This window comes from Seonamhaeicola sp. ML3, assembly GCF_023273855.1.
Taxonomy (GTDB): Bacteria; Bacteroidota; Bacteroidia; order Flavobacteriales; family Flavobacteriaceae; genus Seonamhaeicola.
On record NZ_CP096884.1, the window covers coordinates 3,190,265 to 3,208,886 of the forward strand.

Consider the following 18,622-nt stretch of genomic DNA (forward strand, 5'->3'; position numbering starts at 1 on the left):
TTGTTGGAATAACCCACCAACTAAATATGAAAACTACGCTTAGTAAAACCGAGCGAATTCATTCTTTAGACTCGCTACGTGCCATCATGATGCTTTTGGGTTTGGTTATTCATTCTGTTATTACTTATGGCACCTTTGATTATAAAGTTTGGCAAATTCAAGACCCAAATACCACCCATTTATCTAACGACTATATACTTGGATTAATTCATGCCTTTAGAATGCAAATATTTTTTGTAGTCGCAGGTTTTTTTGGTGCTATGTTATTCTTTGAACGCACACCTATAAAAATGATAAAAAATCGTCTTGAAAGGATTTTATATCCCTTTTTGGTTTTTGTAGTTTTACTTTGGCCTACCATTTTATTTGCTTTTAGTTATACCAGTAAAGTTTTTAGAGGTAATAGCAATGCCATGGGCGATACTTTGTCCTTATTTTCCAACTTAGAGGTGTTTGTACCCAAAAGCACATACCACTTATGGTTTTTGTATTATTTGGTACTAATTACGTTTTTTTCTGTTGTTCTGGGATTTATTTTCCAAAAGCTACCTAGAGTTTCACTTCAAATTTCAAACGGATTTAGTTGGATTATTAAAAAACCAATGTTTCGTATTTTAGCTTTGGCTAGCATATCTGCCTTTGTGTATTCTATAATGGGCACCTATTCTGTAAATACTTCGGTCTCATTTGTTCCAGACTTTAATACTTTTATCTATTATTTCACTTTTTATAGCATTGGCTGGTTATTATACCAATCTAAACATCTTTTACATGTATTTAAGAAACACGATTGGGTTAATATTATTTTAGGCATAGGTTTATTTTCAGTGTATTTTTTTATGCGTAAATCGCTTAATAAAGAAAGTTTAATCATCATAAAATCAATAATGGTTTGGTTCTTTATTTTTGGTATTACGGGGGTATTTATTCGCTATGCCAGTAATCATTCTGCAAGAATGCGCTATATTTCAGATTCATCATATTGGGTGTATTTATTACATGTTACACTAACAGCATTTATTCCAAGTTTTATTGTTGATTGGCCCGTTCCATCAACTGTTAAAATGTTGTTTGTGTTAGTTACTTCTGGAATCTTATGTTTTGTCACATATCATTATTTTGTTAGAGCTACTTTTATTGGCAGGTTCTTAAATGGCAGGCGTTATTCAAGAAAAATTTCTGATATTAAACCAACAACACCCATTGCAACTAAAGTTGTTTTAAAAAACTAAACAAATGAAAAATCTAACCATTATAATTGGCCTAATCACCTGCGTTCTATTTCAATCTTTTGGTTTCTACAATAGCAACAACGTTGTAAAGTTTTTAGAGACTTTAAATTCTGAACAGTTAGAAAAAGTAATGTTTCCTTTTGAGGATAACTCCAGAGAATCATGGCATTTTTTACCAAACACCTCCCATCCTCGTGAGGGCATTTCACTAAAAGAACTCAACAAAGAACAGAAAGACCTTTTCTTTAAAATGCTTGGCTATTTTTTAAGTGAAACTGGTTACAACAAAACCAAAAAGATAATCAGCCTTGAAAGTGTTTTGGCTGAGTTAGGTGGTGATCCGGATTACAGAAATCCCGAGGCCTATTTTATAGCCATTTATGGCAACCCAAAAAAGGACAATCTTTGGGCTTGGTCTTTCGAGGGACACCATGTGGCTTTAAACTTTACTGTTGTTAATGGTATTATTACCGCGTCACCTCGCTTTTTTGGGGCTAATCCTGCCATTGTTAAAAGTGGTAGCAGAAAAGGAGAGCGTACTTTGCACAGAGAGGAAAAACTGGCCTACATACTTGTTAACGCCTTAACCGAGAAACAACGAGAACAAGCTATTATTGCTAACGTTGCCTATAAAGATATTTTAACTTATAACCACTCGAAAGTAAAGCCCTTAAAACCCGAAGGTATTCTGGCAAGCACCCTCAATAATAGCCAAAAGACCCAATTAAAGGCTATTATATTTGAATATTTGAGCGCTCTACCAGACGATTTAGCGCACATAAGAGAGGCCCAAATACATAAAGAAGAATTTAATGACTTACGCTTTGCTTGGGCGGGAAGTACCAAAAAAGGCGAACCACACTACTACAGGATTCAGGGAAAAACATTTTTAATTGAACTCGATAATACGCAAACCAATGCCAACCACATACATTGTGTATGGCGCGATTTTGATGGCGATTTTGGTAGGGATTTGATTATGGAACACTACAAAAAATCTAAACACCATAATTAATTAGCTTCTCAAATTAAGTTCTCTGCACAAGTATATCCTGTTGATAATTCCTAATAAGTATTCATTATTTTCTGTCATTATAATTCTAACTTTGTTTATTACTGAATATAAATCATTGAAAGCGATTTATATTCTGAATACGTTAGTCAAAAGCTGAAAAATGACAACTACAGAGATTAGAAAAATAATTACCAAATCAGAAAACGCCGAATGGTTCAATACAATTGAGGTATCAATTGAATACCCGAAAATTAATTTTTCTAAACGTTTTAAAGGAGTAAGTTCTTTACACAGATTTCTAACTGAACAAGTCAAAGGTTGGGAAAAATATGGTAATAGTATCCCGAACGAGTTGTCAAATTCAAAAAGACATTTTACAAATCTAAAATCTCGAATAGAAAATTTTGTCGACACAAGACAAAATGACCATCAAAGTAATTTAGTTAGTTATTGGAGAAATGAACAAACTCAATTACAAAGCTATAATCAAAACAGTCCATTTTTTACTTATGATTCGCCACAAACGGAATTCCTAATTGATGTTCATAATAAATTCCCTTCTTCTTTTCAAGGAGCTTATCTTTTTACCATTGGTCAACATAGAACAAACAATAGGGACGAACTAATTGGAGCTATTCTTGCCTATGAATTTGAATTAAAAGACCACACAGAAATTACTCAAAGAAGGGATAAAGAAAAGGCATCAATCAGTAGATTAAGAAATGATTTTGAAAAACATATTGTCAAATCGGAAAATGAACTCACCGAGCATCTAACAAATGCCAATAAAGAATATGAAAATTATACTGATAAAATAGATGAACTTAAAAACAACAAAGAGACAGCATTTGACGAATGGTATAGTAAAATTCAAAATAAATTTTCAGCATTTGATTCTGATTCGAAAAAGAAAATTAGCGACCTTGAGAAAACCTATGAAGAATTATTAAGACTTAAAAAACCAGCTGAGTATTGGAAAACTAGGGCTTCAACTCTAAAAAGTGAAGGTTGGAAAGCAATTTATTGGCTAATTGGCTTGGTGATATTTGCTTGTGTAACTCTATACTTATTACTTTGGTTAACCCCTGAAGGAATGTTGTTGAGTTTTGTAAAAGGGAATACACAAGCTATAAAATGGTCGATTATTTATATTACGTTTATTTCTTTTCTAGCTTTTGGGATTAGAGCATTAAATAAAGTTGCTTTTAGTTCATTCCACTTAGCTCGAGATGCAGAAGAAAGAGAACAACTAACTTATGTTTATTTGGCTTTAATTAAAGATAAAGCAGTAGATGAAAAGGATAAGAATTTAATTATACAATCATTATTTAGTAGAGCTGATACTGGTTTACTAAAAGATGATTCAGGACCAACAATGCCGAATGATTTTACAGGAAAAATATTAGGAAGATAATAAAGGTCAGTGGCTAACAAAGATGTATATCCGCAATTACGGCGGATTCGACTACCTTCGAATCCAATCGGAATTGCTAACAACAGTTCTAAATCGACAAACATTAACTCTTAACCCGTAACGGAAGGTTATACGAACCGATAAGCAAACCTCCCCAAATTACTTCATATACTTCCCTTTCTTACTGCCTTCGTACATTACGTATTTTACCAAGCGAGATTCTAATTTAGCATTAAACAGCTGTATTTTTCTAGAAGGGCGCAAACCAACATGTTTTAAAGCATCTAGATTTGAGGTGATAAACCAAGCATCGGTTCCAGGGTAGTTTTGTTTAAGCGTATCTCCTATACTCTTATAAAACGCCTGCATGTCTATATTTAAACGCTCTCCATACGGCGGGTTAAACACCATGTGTAACTTATTACTACCTCCTTTTTGGGTCTTGAAGAAGTCCTCATGCTTTACAGAAATAAAATCGTCTAACTGGGCATTCTTTACATTGTCTTTAGCCTTGTAAACCGCACTGGGTGCTTTATCGTAACCAATAATTTTATGATGGAAATCTCTTGTTTTTTTTAATAACGATTCTTCAATTTTCTCGAATAAATCGACATCCCAATCTTGCCAACGTTCAAAAGCAAACTCTTTGCGCATTAAATTTGGAGGAATATTACAAGCTATCATAGCCGCCTCAATGAGCATCGTTCCCGAACCGCACATGGGATCCATAAAATCCGACTGGCCATCCCAACCCGACAACATAATCATCCCAGCAGCAAGAACCTCGTTTATTGGTGCAATATTAGTTGCTGTTTTATAGCCACGCTTATGTAGGGAGTCTCCAGAAGAATCCAGAGAAACAGTACAGTTGTTTCGGTCTATATGTACATTAATTTTAAGATCAGGGAATTTTAAATCTACATTAGGTCGCTGACCGGTAATATCGCGAAATCTATCAACGATGGCATCTTTGGTCTTAAGTGCAATAAACAAAGAATGCTTAAATAAATGCGAATGGATGGTCGCATCAACAGCCAAAGAACCTGAAGGCTTTAGGTAATCTTCCCAAGGCATTTTGTATATGTTATTATACAAATCCTGTTCATTGTTTACCTTGAATGTATGAATAGGTTTTAATATTTTTATCGCGGTTCGTAAACCTAGATTAGACTTGTACATAAAACCCTTATCCCCTATAAAACTTACGTTTCTAACACCCTTCTTAACCTCTTGGGCACCTAGTTGCGTAAGTTCATTTGCTAACAAGTCTTCAAAACCAAACAAAGTTTTGGCGACCATTTTGAAATTTTCATCCATTTTTTACTACTACTTCACAAATTATCTTATTCAGAGTGCTAAAATAAGGCTATTTATAATCAATTTGTGCGCTTTGTATTTAGAATTGATTTTGGTTAAATGAAAATTGTCGAAATCTTTGGTTATATTTTGACCTGAAATCTTAATTCAATTGAATTTGAAATATATTATTCATTTATTAGAACACCTTAGGCGATTCTCTTTTTGGACCCAAGACTTTATAAAAGGTCAAAAAACACGAAAACACTACAGAGAGATTCTTAATTTGAATGAAGACTTTACAAACCCTTCAAATATAAAGATTAGAGAAAATCATCTAGACAACATTCTGGGACATGCCGTAAGCACTACAAGTTTCTACAGCGATTACAATAATTATAAATCTTTAAGTGACTTTCCAGTAATCAACAAAAATATTATTCGGGAAAACCAAAAAGCTATGGCTTCCCAGAAATTCATGAACAGGAAAAATAAAATTGTAAGTACCAGTGGTTCTACTGGTGCCAATCTTTCGGTTGCGCACAACAGAGATAAATCTCTTAGAAATACCGCAGATACCATTTACTTTTCTGAAAAGGCAGGTTTTAAAATTGGTCATAAACTCATTTTTTTAAGACATTGGGATGACGAACTGAGAAAATCAAGACTAAAAAACTTTATTCTAAATATACAGGAGGAAGAAATTTTTGGGTTTACGGGAAATCGCATTTCAGAACTATTGATTCAAGCGGAAAAAGACACATCAAACAAAGGTTTGATAGCTTATGCCTCCGGATTAGAACTTATATGTAAACATTTAGACAACTTCAATGGTAAACTACCCACAATTAAATTTAAATCTATAATTGCTATTTCAGAACACTTGAACGACTATACAAAAAATGCTTTGAACAAATATTTTAACGTACAGGCTGTCTCCAGATATTCGAATACAGAAAATGGCATTATTGCGCAACAAAATATTGAAGGTGACCTTAGTTTTAATATTAATTGGGCAAGTTATTATGTTGAAATTTTAGATATACACAAGAACATTCCTGCAAGAAACATGGAAATGGGCAGGATTGTAATAACCGATTTATTTAATTTCGCAACCCCTTTAATTCGCTACGATACCGGAGATGTGGGTTGTATGGACTATAGTGTAACCCCTCCTGTTCTAAAAAAAATAGAAGGTAGGAAAGGAGATATTATATTCAATACAAAAGGAGAAATAGTTACACACTTTATTGTAACCAACCTATCTCTTTATAGCAATGTAAAACAAGGACAATTAATTCAAACAGATAAAACGGTCTATACACTCAAACTAAACGTTAATCCTAATTTCAATAAAGAAGGTGAAATATTAAATCTCTTTAAGGGTTTCTTAGGTGAAGATGCCTCAATAAACATTAAGTATGTAGATGAAATCCCAGTACTATCCTCTGGAAAGAGAAGATTAACCATAAATGAGTATACGGTTTAGACTTTATTACTTTAGTACTTTTTAATACAAGACAAAATAGTTTAGATTTGCTAAAATAAAGACAAAAAGGGAGTTGATATTCAAAGTAAATCATTCCCTTCAAGTTGAATACAAAAAATGACAACAAATACAACCTCTTGGTATGCGTCATGGTTCGATACACCATACTATCACATACTCTATAAAGACCGAAACGACACTGAGGCTCATGCCTTTATGGATACCCTAACAAATTATCTAAATATTCCAGAAAACGGTACTATTTTAGATTTAGCCTGCGGACGAGGAAGACATGCTCGGTTTTTAAACAAAATTGGGTATGATGTAACCGGTGTTGATCTTAGTGAAAATAGTATAGCCTTTGCAAAACAGTTTGAAAATCACCGCCTAAAGTTCGATGTCCATGATATGAGCAAACCCTACAACAAACAATTTGATGCTGTTTTTAACCTGTTCACAAGTTTTGGTTACTTTGATAATGATGAAGACAACCTTAATACAATCAAGGCTATAAAAGCTAATTTGAAAACATTTGGATTTGGAGTTATCGATTTTATGAATACCGACTTTATTATAGATAATCTTGTTCCGGAAGAAGTGAAAGTTGTAGATGATATTACTTTTAATCTAAAACGCTATGTAGAAGATGGTCATATTATTAAGGATATAAATTTTATTGCAGATGACCGCTTATACAATTATCAAGAACGTGTTAGAGCCTTTACTTTAGAAGACTTCGAGGATTTCTTTAAAAAAGCCGATGTATATTTACTTGATATTTTTGGAGATTATAAATTGCGAAAGTTTAGCAAAAAATCCTCAGAACGACTCATAATGATTTTTAAATAAAAAAGATAGTTGGCTTTACCTTGTCATATTTCAAGCAGTTTTAACTTTAGTGATTACCTTTTCCCTTTTTTGGCGGTCGTTATTGGAGTCATTATTGCAAGTTTCTCTAAAAACAGTAAATCCTGGAATACCAGGCTACTACTCTCCTTTAGTGGTGCTTTTTTATTGGCACTAACTTTATTCGAGCTTTTACCAGAAGTTTACCATCATTTAGACAGTAAACTTACCGGACTCTTTATTATGGGCGGTATCATGCTCCAAATCATACTAGAGCTTTTTTCTAAAGGTGCAGAGCATGGCCATGTTCATATTCATGAAAACAACAAAAAATTCCCGTGGTTATTGTTTATAAGTTTATGTATACATAGTTTTTTAGAAGGGTTTGCCATACACGAACACAATGATATGGTTTACGGTGTTTTAATACACAAATTACCAATAGCCATAATGATTACCATGTTCTTGTTTACATCTAAATACAACAAATTTCAAATCGCCCTCTTTTTAACTGTTTTTGCTTGTATGACACCTTTGGGGACTTTAATTTCTCAATCTTGGGAGGCTGTAGAAAATATGGTACACATAATTAATGCCATAGTAATTGGTATCTTTTTTCATATTTCTACTACGATTTTATTTGAAAGCAGCGATGGACATAAATTCAATATGTCTAAATTTATAGCCATTATTTTAGGGGTTGGCATTGCATATTTAGTTTAAAAAGTAAAAAAGGATAGAACGTTTGTTTATTGTTCCTGCATAGGAAAGACAAAATGAGTATATGTTTTCAAAAGAAGAATCTAGGTTATTAAGGCAAGAATTTTGGACCAGTTTTGGGAAATCATTCCCGAGAAAGTGGATATTATACAACACTAAACTGAAAGGATTTAGTTTTAAGTTTCATTTTGACAACAAGAAAGCTTTAGTCGCTTTAGACCTTGAAGATGATTTGGAACACCGCATTAAATATTGGGAAAAACTAACAGCTCTAAAATCTATATTATTAGACGAATACTTACCTAACGCCATTTTTGACGAGGAATATATTCTTGAAAACTATAAAGAAATCTCTAGAATTTATGTCCCGCTAGAGCAAAAAGTGTCTATTCATAATAAAAATTCATGGCAAACGGTAATGGTGTTTTTTAATGAAAAAATGAGTTTGTTCGAAGCCTTTTTTGATGAATATAAAGAGGTTATTGAGAGCTAACCAAAATAAATTTACTACAATAACACAAATCTATAGATGGCATGCAGATATAACAATCTAGATAATTATATTTGCGGCTTGGTTCGTTTTATCTAATCGTAAATGAAATTACTTTTACAAAAATCTGATACTATAGGTGCATTTTCTAGTGGACTTTGTATGGTGCATTGCCTTGCCACACCACTACTCTTTATTGCACATGCATCTTCGTTATGTTGTGACAACACAGTGCCCACATGGTGGAAATCTATAGATTACTTTTTTCTAGTAGTTTCTTTTTTTGCTGTATATCGTTCCACCCAAACAACCTCAAAAAGTTTCATTAAGCCCATAATGTGGTTTTGTTGGATACTGCTATGTCTCACAATAATAAACGAGAGCATACAACTTATACCCATTAAAGAAATCTTCAATTATATTCCAGCTATAAGTCTAATTATACTTCATATTTACAATTTAAAGTTTTGTCAATGCAAAACAGAAAATTGTTGTACCAATTAAGGCAAAGGGTGTCTTTTGAGGGTTGATATTTAGTGTATTCAATACGGTTGTACTATCGGATATTGGAACCAAACGGTGAACTTAAGCCCTATTTTTAAAGTTATTTTTCTTAAAATTGATATAATAGAGGTTGGTATTGAAAAATATTAATATATATTTATGAGATACTAAACTATTTTTCATTAATAAAAAACAAACTAAATAACATGTTACAAAGAAAATTTGACGAGGTTGTAAAGAGTGAATATCCTAACGCCAAGGATGCTAAAGACACCTCTATACATTATCTAGGCAAAATGCAATCTGAGCACAACATCGATATTTCTAAGGTATTGATGGCAACTTCGGTATGTTCTGACGATATTAATATTCCATCAACAACATTTTTCAATGTTTTATTTGGGCCTTTCATTATGGGTGGACTTGGCGGTATACCATTTGTTGGACAAACTGGTATGACAGCTTTTGCGCACCACATTCCAGATGAAGGAAGTGCTTTTATTTTCTACGGACCTCACATTGGTGTTACATTAGAGGGAGAATTGGGTAAAATGTACAGGCCAAGAATGGAAGAAAAAGGGAGCTCTTGCGGTGCTTTAATGTTGGCCCTGAGCAGATTGGGCAATACTGGTTATGAACCAGTTCTAAATGACGATGATTACCAACAAATGAAATTAGAGGAAAGCTTACTACCTTACCGAGAAGACATTATTAATAGTGACAACCCACAAAAAGCTATCACTGAGGCTACTTACAAAATCATCGACAAAAAAATACACGATCACTTAAAAACATGTAAAGATGAATTTCCTGTTGATACCGTAACCCTATTAGGCGGTGTAATCATTAATACGGGACATGGTATAGACGATTACTTCGATGCTAGAAACTTTGAAGTTATTGATTTAAAAAATTATAACTAGAATTCAAATAAGAATAAATGCTTAACTGGTTAATTTAAATATTAACGAGTTAAGCATTTTTATTTAATTAACTCAATTTAGAGTTTCAAGGCAAACAACACACCCTCTAAGACTATTGACACGAAACCATTACACTTTCCTCTCAAATACGTTACTCAAGACCTTCTTTTATCTTCAATATCCTAAAAGGTAATCCCCTTTTCTTCAAAAATGGTTTTAACATTTTATTAAAATAATGTATTGGAAAAACACAGTAAAAAGGCAGATTTTTGTAGTTGTTAAAAAGCAAGCTTTTTACAACTAGAGCATTAAACTTACTGTATATTTACAGTTCGGTTTACAAAACCAAATTTTCCTTTGAATTATGGTATACAATAGAAGAGAATTTATCGCATTTTTAGGTAAAGCCAGCATAGCAACTATTACCATACCTCCTTTTTTATCGGGTTGTAGTAGCAATACAAAACCATTAAAAAACAAACTATCCGAAGAACAAATCAAAAAGCTAAAAAATGTTGTTTTAGAGGCTTTAGTTCCTTCAGATAAAGACGACCTACTCCTTGCCAATGGTCTAGACTATAAAATAGTAATAAAATGGGGTGACAGAATAAGTGACAAAGACACCTTTGGCTTTAATCCAGACTTCAACTGTTTTATTCCTTTAGACGAAAACAATCCCAAAGATGGGTTGTTATGGGTAAACCATGAGTATACCAATCCGCTTTACGTAGCTGACTTTAATCCAAATGATTTCGAAAATCCTTCAGAACATAAAACCAAGGCTCAAGTAGATAAGGAAATGTATAGTGTTGGTGGAAGCATTGTTAGAATTAAAGAAGAACAAGGCGTTTGGAAGGTTGTGAACAACGACAGTCATAATATACGCATTACAGCCCAAACTCCCATTGCCATAAATTGGGACAAACCTATTATGGGCAAAACCGAAATTATGGGAACCAATAGCAACTGCTCTGGAGGTATAACGCCTTGGAATACGTTTTTAACCTGTGAAGAGAATTACGATAATTGTTTCGGCCAAACTATTTATGGTGAAAATGATAATACTACTCACATTCCTAGTCTAAATGGTTGGGAAAAGTTTTATAACAATCCACCAGAACATTACGGCTGGGTCGTAGAAGTAAATCCAAAAAGTGGGACTGCACAAAAACATATTGCCCTTGGTCGTTTTGCTCATGAGTGTTGCACACTTTATGAATTAGAGGATAAACGTGTGGTAGCATATTCTGGAGATGACACCAAAAACGAACACCTGTATAAATTCATATCCTCTAAACCCGGTTCGCTAAAAGAAGGCACCCTTTATGTAGCCGATACCGTTAATGGGAAATGGCTTGCGTTAGATTGGGAAAACGAACCTGTGCTAAAAAACAAGTTTAAAGATCAGACTGAAGTTCTTATCAGAGCTAGAGAAGCTGCCAAATTACTTGGAGCAACACCGCTAAATCGTCCAGAAGACATTGAAATAGACCCCATTACTGGGCATATTTTTGTTTCGTTAACAAACAATAAACCCAAAGGGGATTATCATGGGTCTATCCTAAAAATTGAAGAAACCAATGGGAAATTTGATGCGCTAACGTTCAAGGCTTCTACGTATTTAGCTGGTGGTGAAGAAAACGGATTTTCATGCCCTGATAATTTAGCGTTCGATTTATCCGGTAACCTTTGGATGACTTCAGATATGTCTGGAGACGCTATGAATAAAGAAAATGGCCCGTACATGCCTTTTAAAAACAATAGCTTGTTTGTTATTCCCAGATATGGAAAAGATGCTGGTAAAGTAATTCGTGTGGCTTCTGCCCCACGCGATGCCGAACTAACAGGACCATGGTTTTCACCAGATGGAAAAACACTATTTTTAAGCGTACAACATCCTGGAGAACAAACTACAGATAAAGCAAACCCAACCAGCCAATGGCCTTTCGATGGTGATAACATTCCAAAACCTGCCGTAGTTGCCATTACTGGAGACTTAATTGACAAAATGAATTATCTAAACCTTGTAGAAGGAAGCTCTACATAAATTATAAAATATCCGTTTATATTTTCAACGGTATCCTTGAAATGTAATGATACAAACCCAGGCACTTAGTTTCAAATACAAAAAAGGCCAAGAAGACTTCAGTTTTCCAGACATAGCTTTAAATGTTAATGATAACCTATTAATTTTAGGTAAATCTGGAATAGGAAAAACGACTCTATTACACCTTTTGGCAGGACTGTTGGAACCAACCAGTGGAAAAGTTATAATTAACAACGTAGATATAAACGAGTTGTCTTCTGGTAAATTAGACAAATTTCGAGGCAAACATATAGGGCTGGTATTTCAGAAAAAATATGCCATTCCTTCTTTAAGTGTTTACGAGAATATTAAAGCCCGTCTTTTTTTTAGCAAGCATGAGGTCGATGAATCTCAAATCGATGCTTTACTAAATGATTTGGGTTTAAGCGAATACAAAAACAGTAAACCAAATGAGTTAAGCGAGGGCCAACTTCAACGCCTTAACATAGCCATGGCCGTAGTTCATCAGCCAAAAATTATTCTTGCAGACGAGCCTACGTCTAGCTTAGACGATGAAAACTGTAATGCTGTAATGGAGCTATTACAAAAACAAGCAAAACGCACCAATGCTATTTTAATAGTGATCACGCACGATTCTAGGATAAAAGAAAACTTCCAAAACACGATAGCGTTATGAGTATTTGGAAAATTAGTTTACTCAACCTTAAATCGAAACCACTATACACGTTCTTAAGTGTTTTCACGCTGGCATTAAGTATTGTTTTATTACTCGGTATTAAGCAAATAAAAACTTCGTTTAATCACCAAATTGACAATAATTTAGCAGGAATCGATATGGTAGTAGGTGCAAAAGGTAGTCCATTGCAATTGGTTTTTGCGTCTGTATTACACCTCGATAACCCTACAGGAAATATATCATACAAAGAAGCCAAAAACATTAGTAAAAACCCTTTTGTTAAAAAGGCGATACCAATATCTTATGGCGACAACTACAAAGGATATAGAATTGTAGGCACTACTAAAGCATTTAGACATTTATATGAAAGTGAGTTAGTTACCGGACAGGATTTCAAAAAGCCCATGGAAGTTATCTTAGGCCATCATATCGCACAAACAACTAAACTTGCTATTGGAGATACCTTTTTAAGCTCCCACGGATTGGTGGAGTCCGACATCGAAGTTCACAACGAAAAGTTTACCGTTGTGGGCATCTTAAAACCTACACAAAAAGTCATTGACAGACTCATTATTTGTGATTTAGAAAGTATATGGAACGTCCATGACCATGATGAGCATGATAATGATGAAGGCCATGTTTTAGATAGCCATGATGAACATGACGAGGGACATGAACATGAGGAGCACGACGAACATTATCATGAAAATAAAGGTGAAGAATTAGATGGACACGACCATAAAGAGCATGACGAACATCACGATGACACAGAAAATGAAGTTACATCCCTATTGTTAACATTTAGCAACCCAACAGCGTTTTTAACATTACCAAGAACCATTAATGAAAGCACCAATATGCAGGCTGCCCTGCCTAAACTCGAATTAGAAAAACTGTATAATTTTCTTGGTATAGGCCTAAATGCTATTTCGTGGATTGCCTATTTAATATTGGTCATCGCGGCGCTAACCATTTTTATTAGTCTTTATAAAATGGCTAAGGAACGTGCTTTCGATTTGGCTCTACTGCGCACCTATGGAGCCACGCATTACCAAGTCATTAAGATAGTAGCATACGAGGGGCTTCTAATAATACTTTCAGCCTTTTTAATAGGGGTGTTAATAGTAAAAATAGCGCTTCCACTCATATTAGAAAACTTAGATACCGGTCTGAACAACAATTTGCTTCAAAATTTACCGTTTCAAGATATACTTCAAATTGGTATACTTGTTTTTGTTATAACTTTACTATCTATCATACTGGCGGTTTACCCGATTATGAAGATGAAAATTTCTGAAGTTTTAAGAGATGAAAAATAAAATATTAATAGCATTGGTTTGCTTTTCCAGTCTCATGTGTTTTTCACAGAAGAAAATAACATGGGAAGACTTATCGAAAGTAACATTTAAAGAACACTTTTTTCCAGCTTACGATAGAGCGTTTTTAAAGCCAACATTTTCTGATTCTGTAAAGGCTCTTGAGGGAAAATTAGTTACCATAACTGGGTATTTTTTAAATATAGACCCCCAAGGGCGTTTGTACATTTTATCAAAAGGCCCCATGTCGTCTTGTTTCTTTTGCGGTTCTGGAGGCCCAGAAACAGCCATAGAAATACAATTACCAGCTAAGCCTCCCTATAAAACCGATGATGTTCTAGAAGTTACTGGCAAATTAAAATTGAATGTTGATGATATTGAACACTTCAACTACATATTGGTTAACTGTGAAGTACAACCACTAAAACAATAATCAGCATATTTTAACAATAAAAATTCCAGATTTAAGACTCCATGACAGATATAAAAATAGGAATCATAACAGTAAGTGATAGAGCCAACGCAGGGATATATGAAGACTTAAGCGGAAAAGCAATAATAAATACGCTTAACGACTACCTCACTTCAAAATGGAAAGAAGTGTATACCATAATTCCCGATGAACAAGATGTTATAGAAAATACCATTATTAACATGGTGGACAACGAAAACTGTTGTTTGGTCGTTACCACTGGTGGGACTGGCCCGGCTAAAAGAGACGTAACACCAGAAGCTACTGAAGCGGTATGCGACCGCATGATGCCCGGTTTTGGGGAACTTATGAGAATGGAATCTTTAAAATATGTACCTACCGCGATTCTTTCAAGACAAACCGCTGGTCTCAGGGGTAGTAGCTTAATTATTAATCTGCCCGGTAAACCAAAATCTATTAGAGAATGCTTGGATGCTGTTTTTCCCGCAGTACCCTATTGCATAGACCTTATGGAAGGTCCTTTTTTAGAATGTGACGAGTCGGTTATAAAACCCTTCAGACCAAAGAAAAAATAATCTATTTGTAAAAGTATGGAGGCCATTATAACTATTGTTGGATTTTTAGGAGCCGGAAAAACCACATTATTAAAGCATTTAATAAATCGTTTTACCGATGAAGGTTGGAATCCCTTTGTGGTTTTAAACGATTATGAAAACGCCCTCATGGACGCGCAACAGCTTACAGAACACATTGACTTAAGTGCTGTTAAAGCGCTTAGTGGCAGTTGTATATGTTGTAGTGGTATTGAAGAACTTAGAAATACAGTGAATAGAATTCCCGAAAGGTCAAAGGGCATTACCTTAATTGAAGCTAATGGCACATCTGATGCTTGTAAGCTCATCGAGTTTCTTGGTGTAGGAATTAACAAGCGGTTCCTCCCTCCTGTTCAAATAGCTGTAGTTAATGTAAAGAATTGGCAGAAACGTGGCGAACACAACGAATTGGAAGCAAATCAAATTCAGGTGTCATCGCTTTTGGTATTAACACATTTGGAGGATATATCTTCTGAAAGATTACAAGAGGTTACAGACGCTTTAAACACGCTTAATCCTTATGCTAAAGTAATACCTATGGCCGAACTGGATGTTACACTTCTCCCCGAGCTTTTACCCTCTAATGCCACTGGTAAAAAGTTTGACCACCTAAAGGCGCATTGGGCGTCTTGTTCTGTAGATTTACCACATCTACCAGACACAAATACCATTTACGAGATTTGCAATGCCTTGCCCAATAGTATACTTCGTGTAAAAGGCTGTACTAAAATTGGCAACGAAGACAAGTATACCTATTTTGAACGTAAACCGGATGGAGAAATCCTCATAAGACCGTTTAACGGCTCTCCTATAACAGGCACCAAACTGCTAACCATTGGTGCAGGTAGTGAACCTTCAATATTGAATAAAGCTGTTAATGGGACTTTAGATGCTGTTAGGACAGATTAATCCTGTAAAAAATGCGAATTGGCTTTAATTTCAGTTATATATTTTACGGCTTAGTTCTTATATTTCAAATTCGCAAATAATTGGCAAGTGGTCGCTTACTTTTAACCAATCACTGATTTTTCCAAATTCCATTTTTCTTAGTCCGTTTTTAAATTCCTTACTACCGAAAACATAATCGATGTGATATGGCTTTTCTAATTTTCTTTGCAGGAAAAAAGTTGGTTGGGTTTCATCTCCTTGTTCTTCTTTCCAATATTTATGATATAAACTTTCAATTCCTATTTCTTTTAGTTCATTCACAACATCAGAGTGATTCCACCATCTATCCCATTTGTCCCAAATTTTATTACTATTGAAATCACCAATTATTAAGCTTTTACTTAAATTCGATTTATTGATTTGTAGATATTTCCACAGTTGTCCTATATATCCAAAAGTTGGTGATTTATTGCTATGATTCCATACTGCCAATAGGTCAAAATCTCTATTTACAGAGCAAGGTAAAAAGTATTTTACTTTGTGGTCTTTGAAATTATCCGACCAATTCAACCTTTTAAGTTCTATACTCTTTTTTGCAAAAATCCCAATTCCTTTATTTTTTGTATCACCAATCCATAAATAATTTACAGCCCATTCGTTATATTCATTGTGTTTTGTCTCGGCTGGATTTTCACACTCTTGTATTATGTGTATGTCAGCATCAAATTCAATTAAATTCTCAAACTTCTTTCTTAATGCTCCGTTACAATTCCAAGTTATTATTTTCAATTTGATTTATGCTTTTCTAATACTTGCCAACTTAAAAACAAGACCAATATATCCAATCTCAATTTTTCTTACAAAAACTTACAAACAAAATATCATTTCAAAATCGTCCATTACAAAACCATTACCAATATCTATAACTATTGGTCTTGCTTTTTTAAAACCCATCTTTGTATAGGCGCTTATAGTGTTTGAATTGTTTATGTTTACGGTAAGTCTAATGTTTTTAAGCTCATATTGTTTTGCTAAATCTTCAATAAAATCCAAAGCAAACCTCCCGATACCCTTACCTCTCTTATGTTCTAGAATATAAAACTTACTCAAAAAAAGAGCTTCTTTCTCTTTCTTAACAGAAAAATATCCAATAGGCTCTACTTTTTCATAAAGCAAATAATAACCATATCCATCTACGATCTGTTTTTCAATGGCCTTTTGTGACTGAAACATCTTCAGCATATAAGCCACCTGGTTTTCACCAATAATGGGAATATAATGTTCACGCCATACTACCCTCGCAATATCCGCTATAGTTTTAATATGCAATGGTGAATTTGCTTTAAGAACGTCTATTCCCATACTAGATAATATAAAAGAATATCATAAGAAAATGGCATACTGCGCCAACCAAAACAAACAAATGCCATATAACATGATTGAAGGGTATCTTTTCAAAAGCATAAAAAATTATGCCGCCTGTGTAGGCTAAACCGCCTGCAAATAGCAATAATATGGCATCGCTATGAACTAACGCAGACAGGTTCGTGAAATCAAAAACGATTAACCACCCCATCACTAAATATAAAATTGTTGAAAACGTTTCGAAACGTCCGGTAAAGAAAAGTTTTAAAACCAATCCAAAAATTGCAATGCCCCAGACCACCCAGAACAAAGTCCAGCCTAAACTTTCGTATAGCACTATCAACAAAACTGGAGTATAAGTACCGGCAATAAGCAAGTAAATGCTTATGTGGTCTACAATCCTAAAATAATGTTTTAACGTTTTTAGGGATACGGCATGATACAGTGTGGAAGCTGTAAAACAGATAATGATAGAGATACCGTAAACTACGACACTAAAAAGGCTGTAAGGTGTTTTATTGGTATCGAAAACAATGAGCAGCACCAAAGCCGCAATTCCAAAAAAAACACCAATTCCATGAGTTGTAGCATTGAGCTTTTCTTCCAACTTGCTCTGTTCTCTCATGTTTTAATCAGGTTTATGGTCTGTATTCACCCATTTTTCAGTAAGATCGTAAAAGTCGAATTCGACAGCAGATTTTTGGTATTCCAATCTGCCACTCTGGAAATTACGTTGTAAAATATCCTCTATTAAATAATCTTCTTTTACGTTTTCGGGGTCGAATTCTCGTTTTAAAGAAATATCGAACATACTAGCTGTGGTATTATACCAAAATGCACGCCAACCATTCCGTAATTCCTTTACCAAGTCGAATGCCGTTGTACCTGTTTGCCTGTGAATTAGCTTGACTAAAATCTGGCCTTCTGTTCTGGTCATTTTCTTTAATTCATCAGAGAACTCCCCTTCAATATACTTCTGTACTTTTTTGGTGTAACGTTTTTTTTGACGGTTCTTTTTCAATTGTACCAACCGTTTGTTCATAGAGTCTAGCCTTTCAGCAGCAAGTTTAGCATAAGGATACACCTTGATAGTTTTCTTTCTTAGAATTAAATATCTAATGCGCTCCTTTTTATTATCAAACTTAAGTTTATGCAAAAGTTTTACTTCCTCTAGCCCTATGGAAGTTCTTGGCACAGAATCGCCTTCGATAATAAGATACTCCACGTCAACAACAGAGTCTTTGACAATCTCATTTGTCTGTGCCAATAGCATTAAAGGAAAAAAAATGAATATGGATTTAAGAAAGTTCATGTATATAATATCGAGGCTTCTATATTCAAAATTAATAATTTACTTCTTTTAAAACGTTTTTAT

At 34.2% G+C, this 18,622-nt stretch carries 20 protein-coding genes; 15 read left to right on the plus strand and 5 right to left on the minus strand.

The features are described from left to right. The first annotated feature begins 26 nt into the window (after nt 1-26). The 3 genes from M0214_RS13850 to M0214_RS13860 all read left to right on the plus strand — a co-directional run bounded on the left by M0214_RS13850 (nt 27) and on the right by M0214_RS13860 (nt 3,661). Nucleotides 27-1,232: an acyltransferase family protein gene (locus M0214_RS13850; RefSeq protein ID WP_248723155.1), complete on the plus strand. Its 1,206-nt coding sequence runs from the start codon at nt 27-29 to the stop codon at nt 1,230-1,232. A 4-nt stretch (nt 1,233-1,236) separates the two neighbouring features. Then, the gene (locus tag M0214_RS13855) at nt 1,237-2,247 is read left to right on the plus strand and encodes a DUF3500 domain-containing protein (RefSeq protein ID WP_248723156.1); all 1,011 of its coding nucleotides are present in this window, start codon (nt 1,237-1,239) and stop codon (nt 2,245-2,247) included. 160 nt (nt 2,248-2,407) lie between these two features. Beyond that, complete coding sequence (locus M0214_RS13860; protein ID WP_248723157.1) at nt 2,408-3,661, plus strand: DUF6161 domain-containing protein; 1,254 nt, start codon at nt 2,408-2,410, stop codon at nt 3,659-3,661. Between the two features lie 159 nt (nt 3,662-3,820). On the opposite strand, the gene M0214_RS13865 is transcribed toward M0214_RS13860, so the two are convergent. Further along, on the minus strand, nt 3,821-4,978 hold the full coding sequence (locus M0214_RS13865; protein WP_248723158.1) for a class I SAM-dependent RNA methyltransferase: 1,158 nt from the start codon (nt 4,976-4,978) through the stop codon (nt 3,821-3,823). A gap of 157 nt (nt 4,979-5,135) precedes the next feature. Here M0214_RS13865 and M0214_RS13870 point away from each other — a divergent pair, with 157 nt between their 5' ends. The 12 genes from M0214_RS13870 to M0214_RS13925 all read left to right on the plus strand — a co-directional run bounded on the left by M0214_RS13870 (nt 5,136) and on the right by M0214_RS13925 (nt 15,903). Then, nucleotides 5,136-6,446: a CoF synthetase gene (locus tag M0214_RS13870; RefSeq protein ID WP_248723159.1), complete on the plus strand. Its 1,311-nt coding sequence runs from the start codon at nt 5,136-5,138 to the stop codon at nt 6,444-6,446. A gap of 117 nt (nt 6,447-6,563) precedes the next feature. Continuing rightward, nucleotides 6,564-7,295, plus strand: coding sequence for a bifunctional 2-polyprenyl-6-hydroxyphenol methylase/3-demethylubiquinol 3-O-methyltransferase UbiG (locus M0214_RS13875; protein WP_248723160.1), 732 nt, complete (start codon nt 6,564-6,566; stop codon nt 7,293-7,295). A 9-nt stretch (nt 7,296-7,304) separates the two neighbouring features. Next, nucleotides 7,305-8,015 (plus strand): ZIP family metal transporter, encoded by a 711-nt coding sequence (locus M0214_RS13880; protein WP_248723161.1) that lies wholly within the window; start codon nt 7,305-7,307, stop codon nt 8,013-8,015. A 61-nt stretch (nt 8,016-8,076) separates the two neighbouring features. After that, the gene (locus tag M0214_RS13885) at nt 8,077-8,505 is read left to right on the plus strand and encodes a DUF4268 domain-containing protein (protein ID WP_248723162.1); all 429 of its coding nucleotides are present in this window, start codon (nt 8,077-8,079) and stop codon (nt 8,503-8,505) included. A gap of 102 nt (nt 8,506-8,607) precedes the next feature. After that, entirely contained in the window at nt 8,608-9,006 is a 399-nt protein-coding gene (locus M0214_RS13890; protein ID WP_256467932.1) for a MerC domain-containing protein, read from the plus strand. Nucleotides 9,007-9,212: 206 nt separating this feature from the next. After that, nucleotides 9,213-9,929, plus strand: a complete 717-nt coding sequence (locus tag M0214_RS13895; RefSeq protein WP_248723163.1) for a hypothetical protein — start codon at nt 9,213-9,215, stop codon at nt 9,927-9,929. 364 nt (nt 9,930-10,293) lie between these two features. Beyond that, nucleotides 10,294-11,976, plus strand: coding sequence for a PhoX family phosphatase (locus M0214_RS13900; RefSeq protein WP_248723164.1), 1,683 nt, complete (start codon nt 10,294-10,296; stop codon nt 11,974-11,976). 46 nt (nt 11,977-12,022) lie between these two features. Beyond that, complete coding sequence (locus M0214_RS13905; protein ID WP_248723165.1) at nt 12,023-12,652, plus strand: ABC transporter ATP-binding protein; 630 nt, start codon at nt 12,023-12,025, stop codon at nt 12,650-12,652. Further along, complete coding sequence (locus M0214_RS13910; protein ID WP_248723166.1) at nt 12,649-13,971, plus strand: ABC transporter permease; 1,323 nt, start codon at nt 12,649-12,651, stop codon at nt 13,969-13,971. The genes M0214_RS13905 and M0214_RS13910 overlap by 4 nt, the downstream gene beginning before the upstream one ends. Continuing rightward, nucleotides 13,961-14,401, plus strand: coding sequence for a hypothetical protein (locus M0214_RS13915; protein WP_248723167.1), 441 nt, complete (start codon nt 13,961-13,963; stop codon nt 14,399-14,401). The genes M0214_RS13910 and M0214_RS13915 overlap by 11 nt, the downstream gene beginning before the upstream one ends. 41 nt (nt 14,402-14,442) lie before the next feature. Beyond that, nucleotides 14,443-14,976 (plus strand): molybdopterin adenylyltransferase, encoded by a 534-nt coding sequence (mog, locus tag M0214_RS13920; RefSeq protein WP_248723168.1) that lies wholly within the window; start codon nt 14,443-14,445, stop codon nt 14,974-14,976. A 15-nt stretch (nt 14,977-14,991) separates the two neighbouring features. After that, nucleotides 14,992-15,903, plus strand: a complete 912-nt coding sequence (locus M0214_RS13925) for a GTP-binding protein (protein ID WP_248723169.1) — start codon at nt 14,992-14,994, stop codon at nt 15,901-15,903. Nucleotides 15,904-15,960: 57 nt separating this feature from the next. Here the strand turns inward: M0214_RS13925 and M0214_RS13930 are convergent, their stop codons facing one another. The 4 genes from M0214_RS13930 to M0214_RS13945 all read right to left on the minus strand — a co-directional run bounded on the left by M0214_RS13930 (nt 15,961) and on the right by M0214_RS13945 (nt 18,559). After that, nucleotides 15,961-16,671, minus strand: coding sequence for an endonuclease/exonuclease/phosphatase family protein (locus M0214_RS13930; RefSeq protein WP_248723170.1), 711 nt, complete (start codon nt 16,669-16,671; stop codon nt 15,961-15,963). A gap of 78 nt (nt 16,672-16,749) precedes the next feature. Further along, nucleotides 16,750-17,244 carry a GNAT family N-acetyltransferase gene (locus M0214_RS13935; RefSeq protein WP_248723171.1) on the minus strand — a complete coding sequence of 165 codons (495 nt, stop codon included), beginning with the start codon at nt 17,242-17,244 and terminating at the stop codon, nt 16,750-16,752. Nucleotide 17,245: 1 nt separating this feature from the next. Then, complete coding sequence (locus M0214_RS13940; RefSeq protein ID WP_248723172.1) at nt 17,246-17,872, minus strand: hemolysin III family protein; 627 nt, start codon at nt 17,870-17,872, stop codon at nt 17,246-17,248. A gap of 3 nt (nt 17,873-17,875) precedes the next feature. Then, complete coding sequence (locus tag M0214_RS13945) at nt 17,876-18,559, minus strand: DUF4294 domain-containing protein (RefSeq protein ID WP_248723173.1); 684 nt, start codon at nt 18,557-18,559, stop codon at nt 17,876-17,878. Between the last annotated feature and the right edge of the window lie 63 nt (nt 18,560-18,622).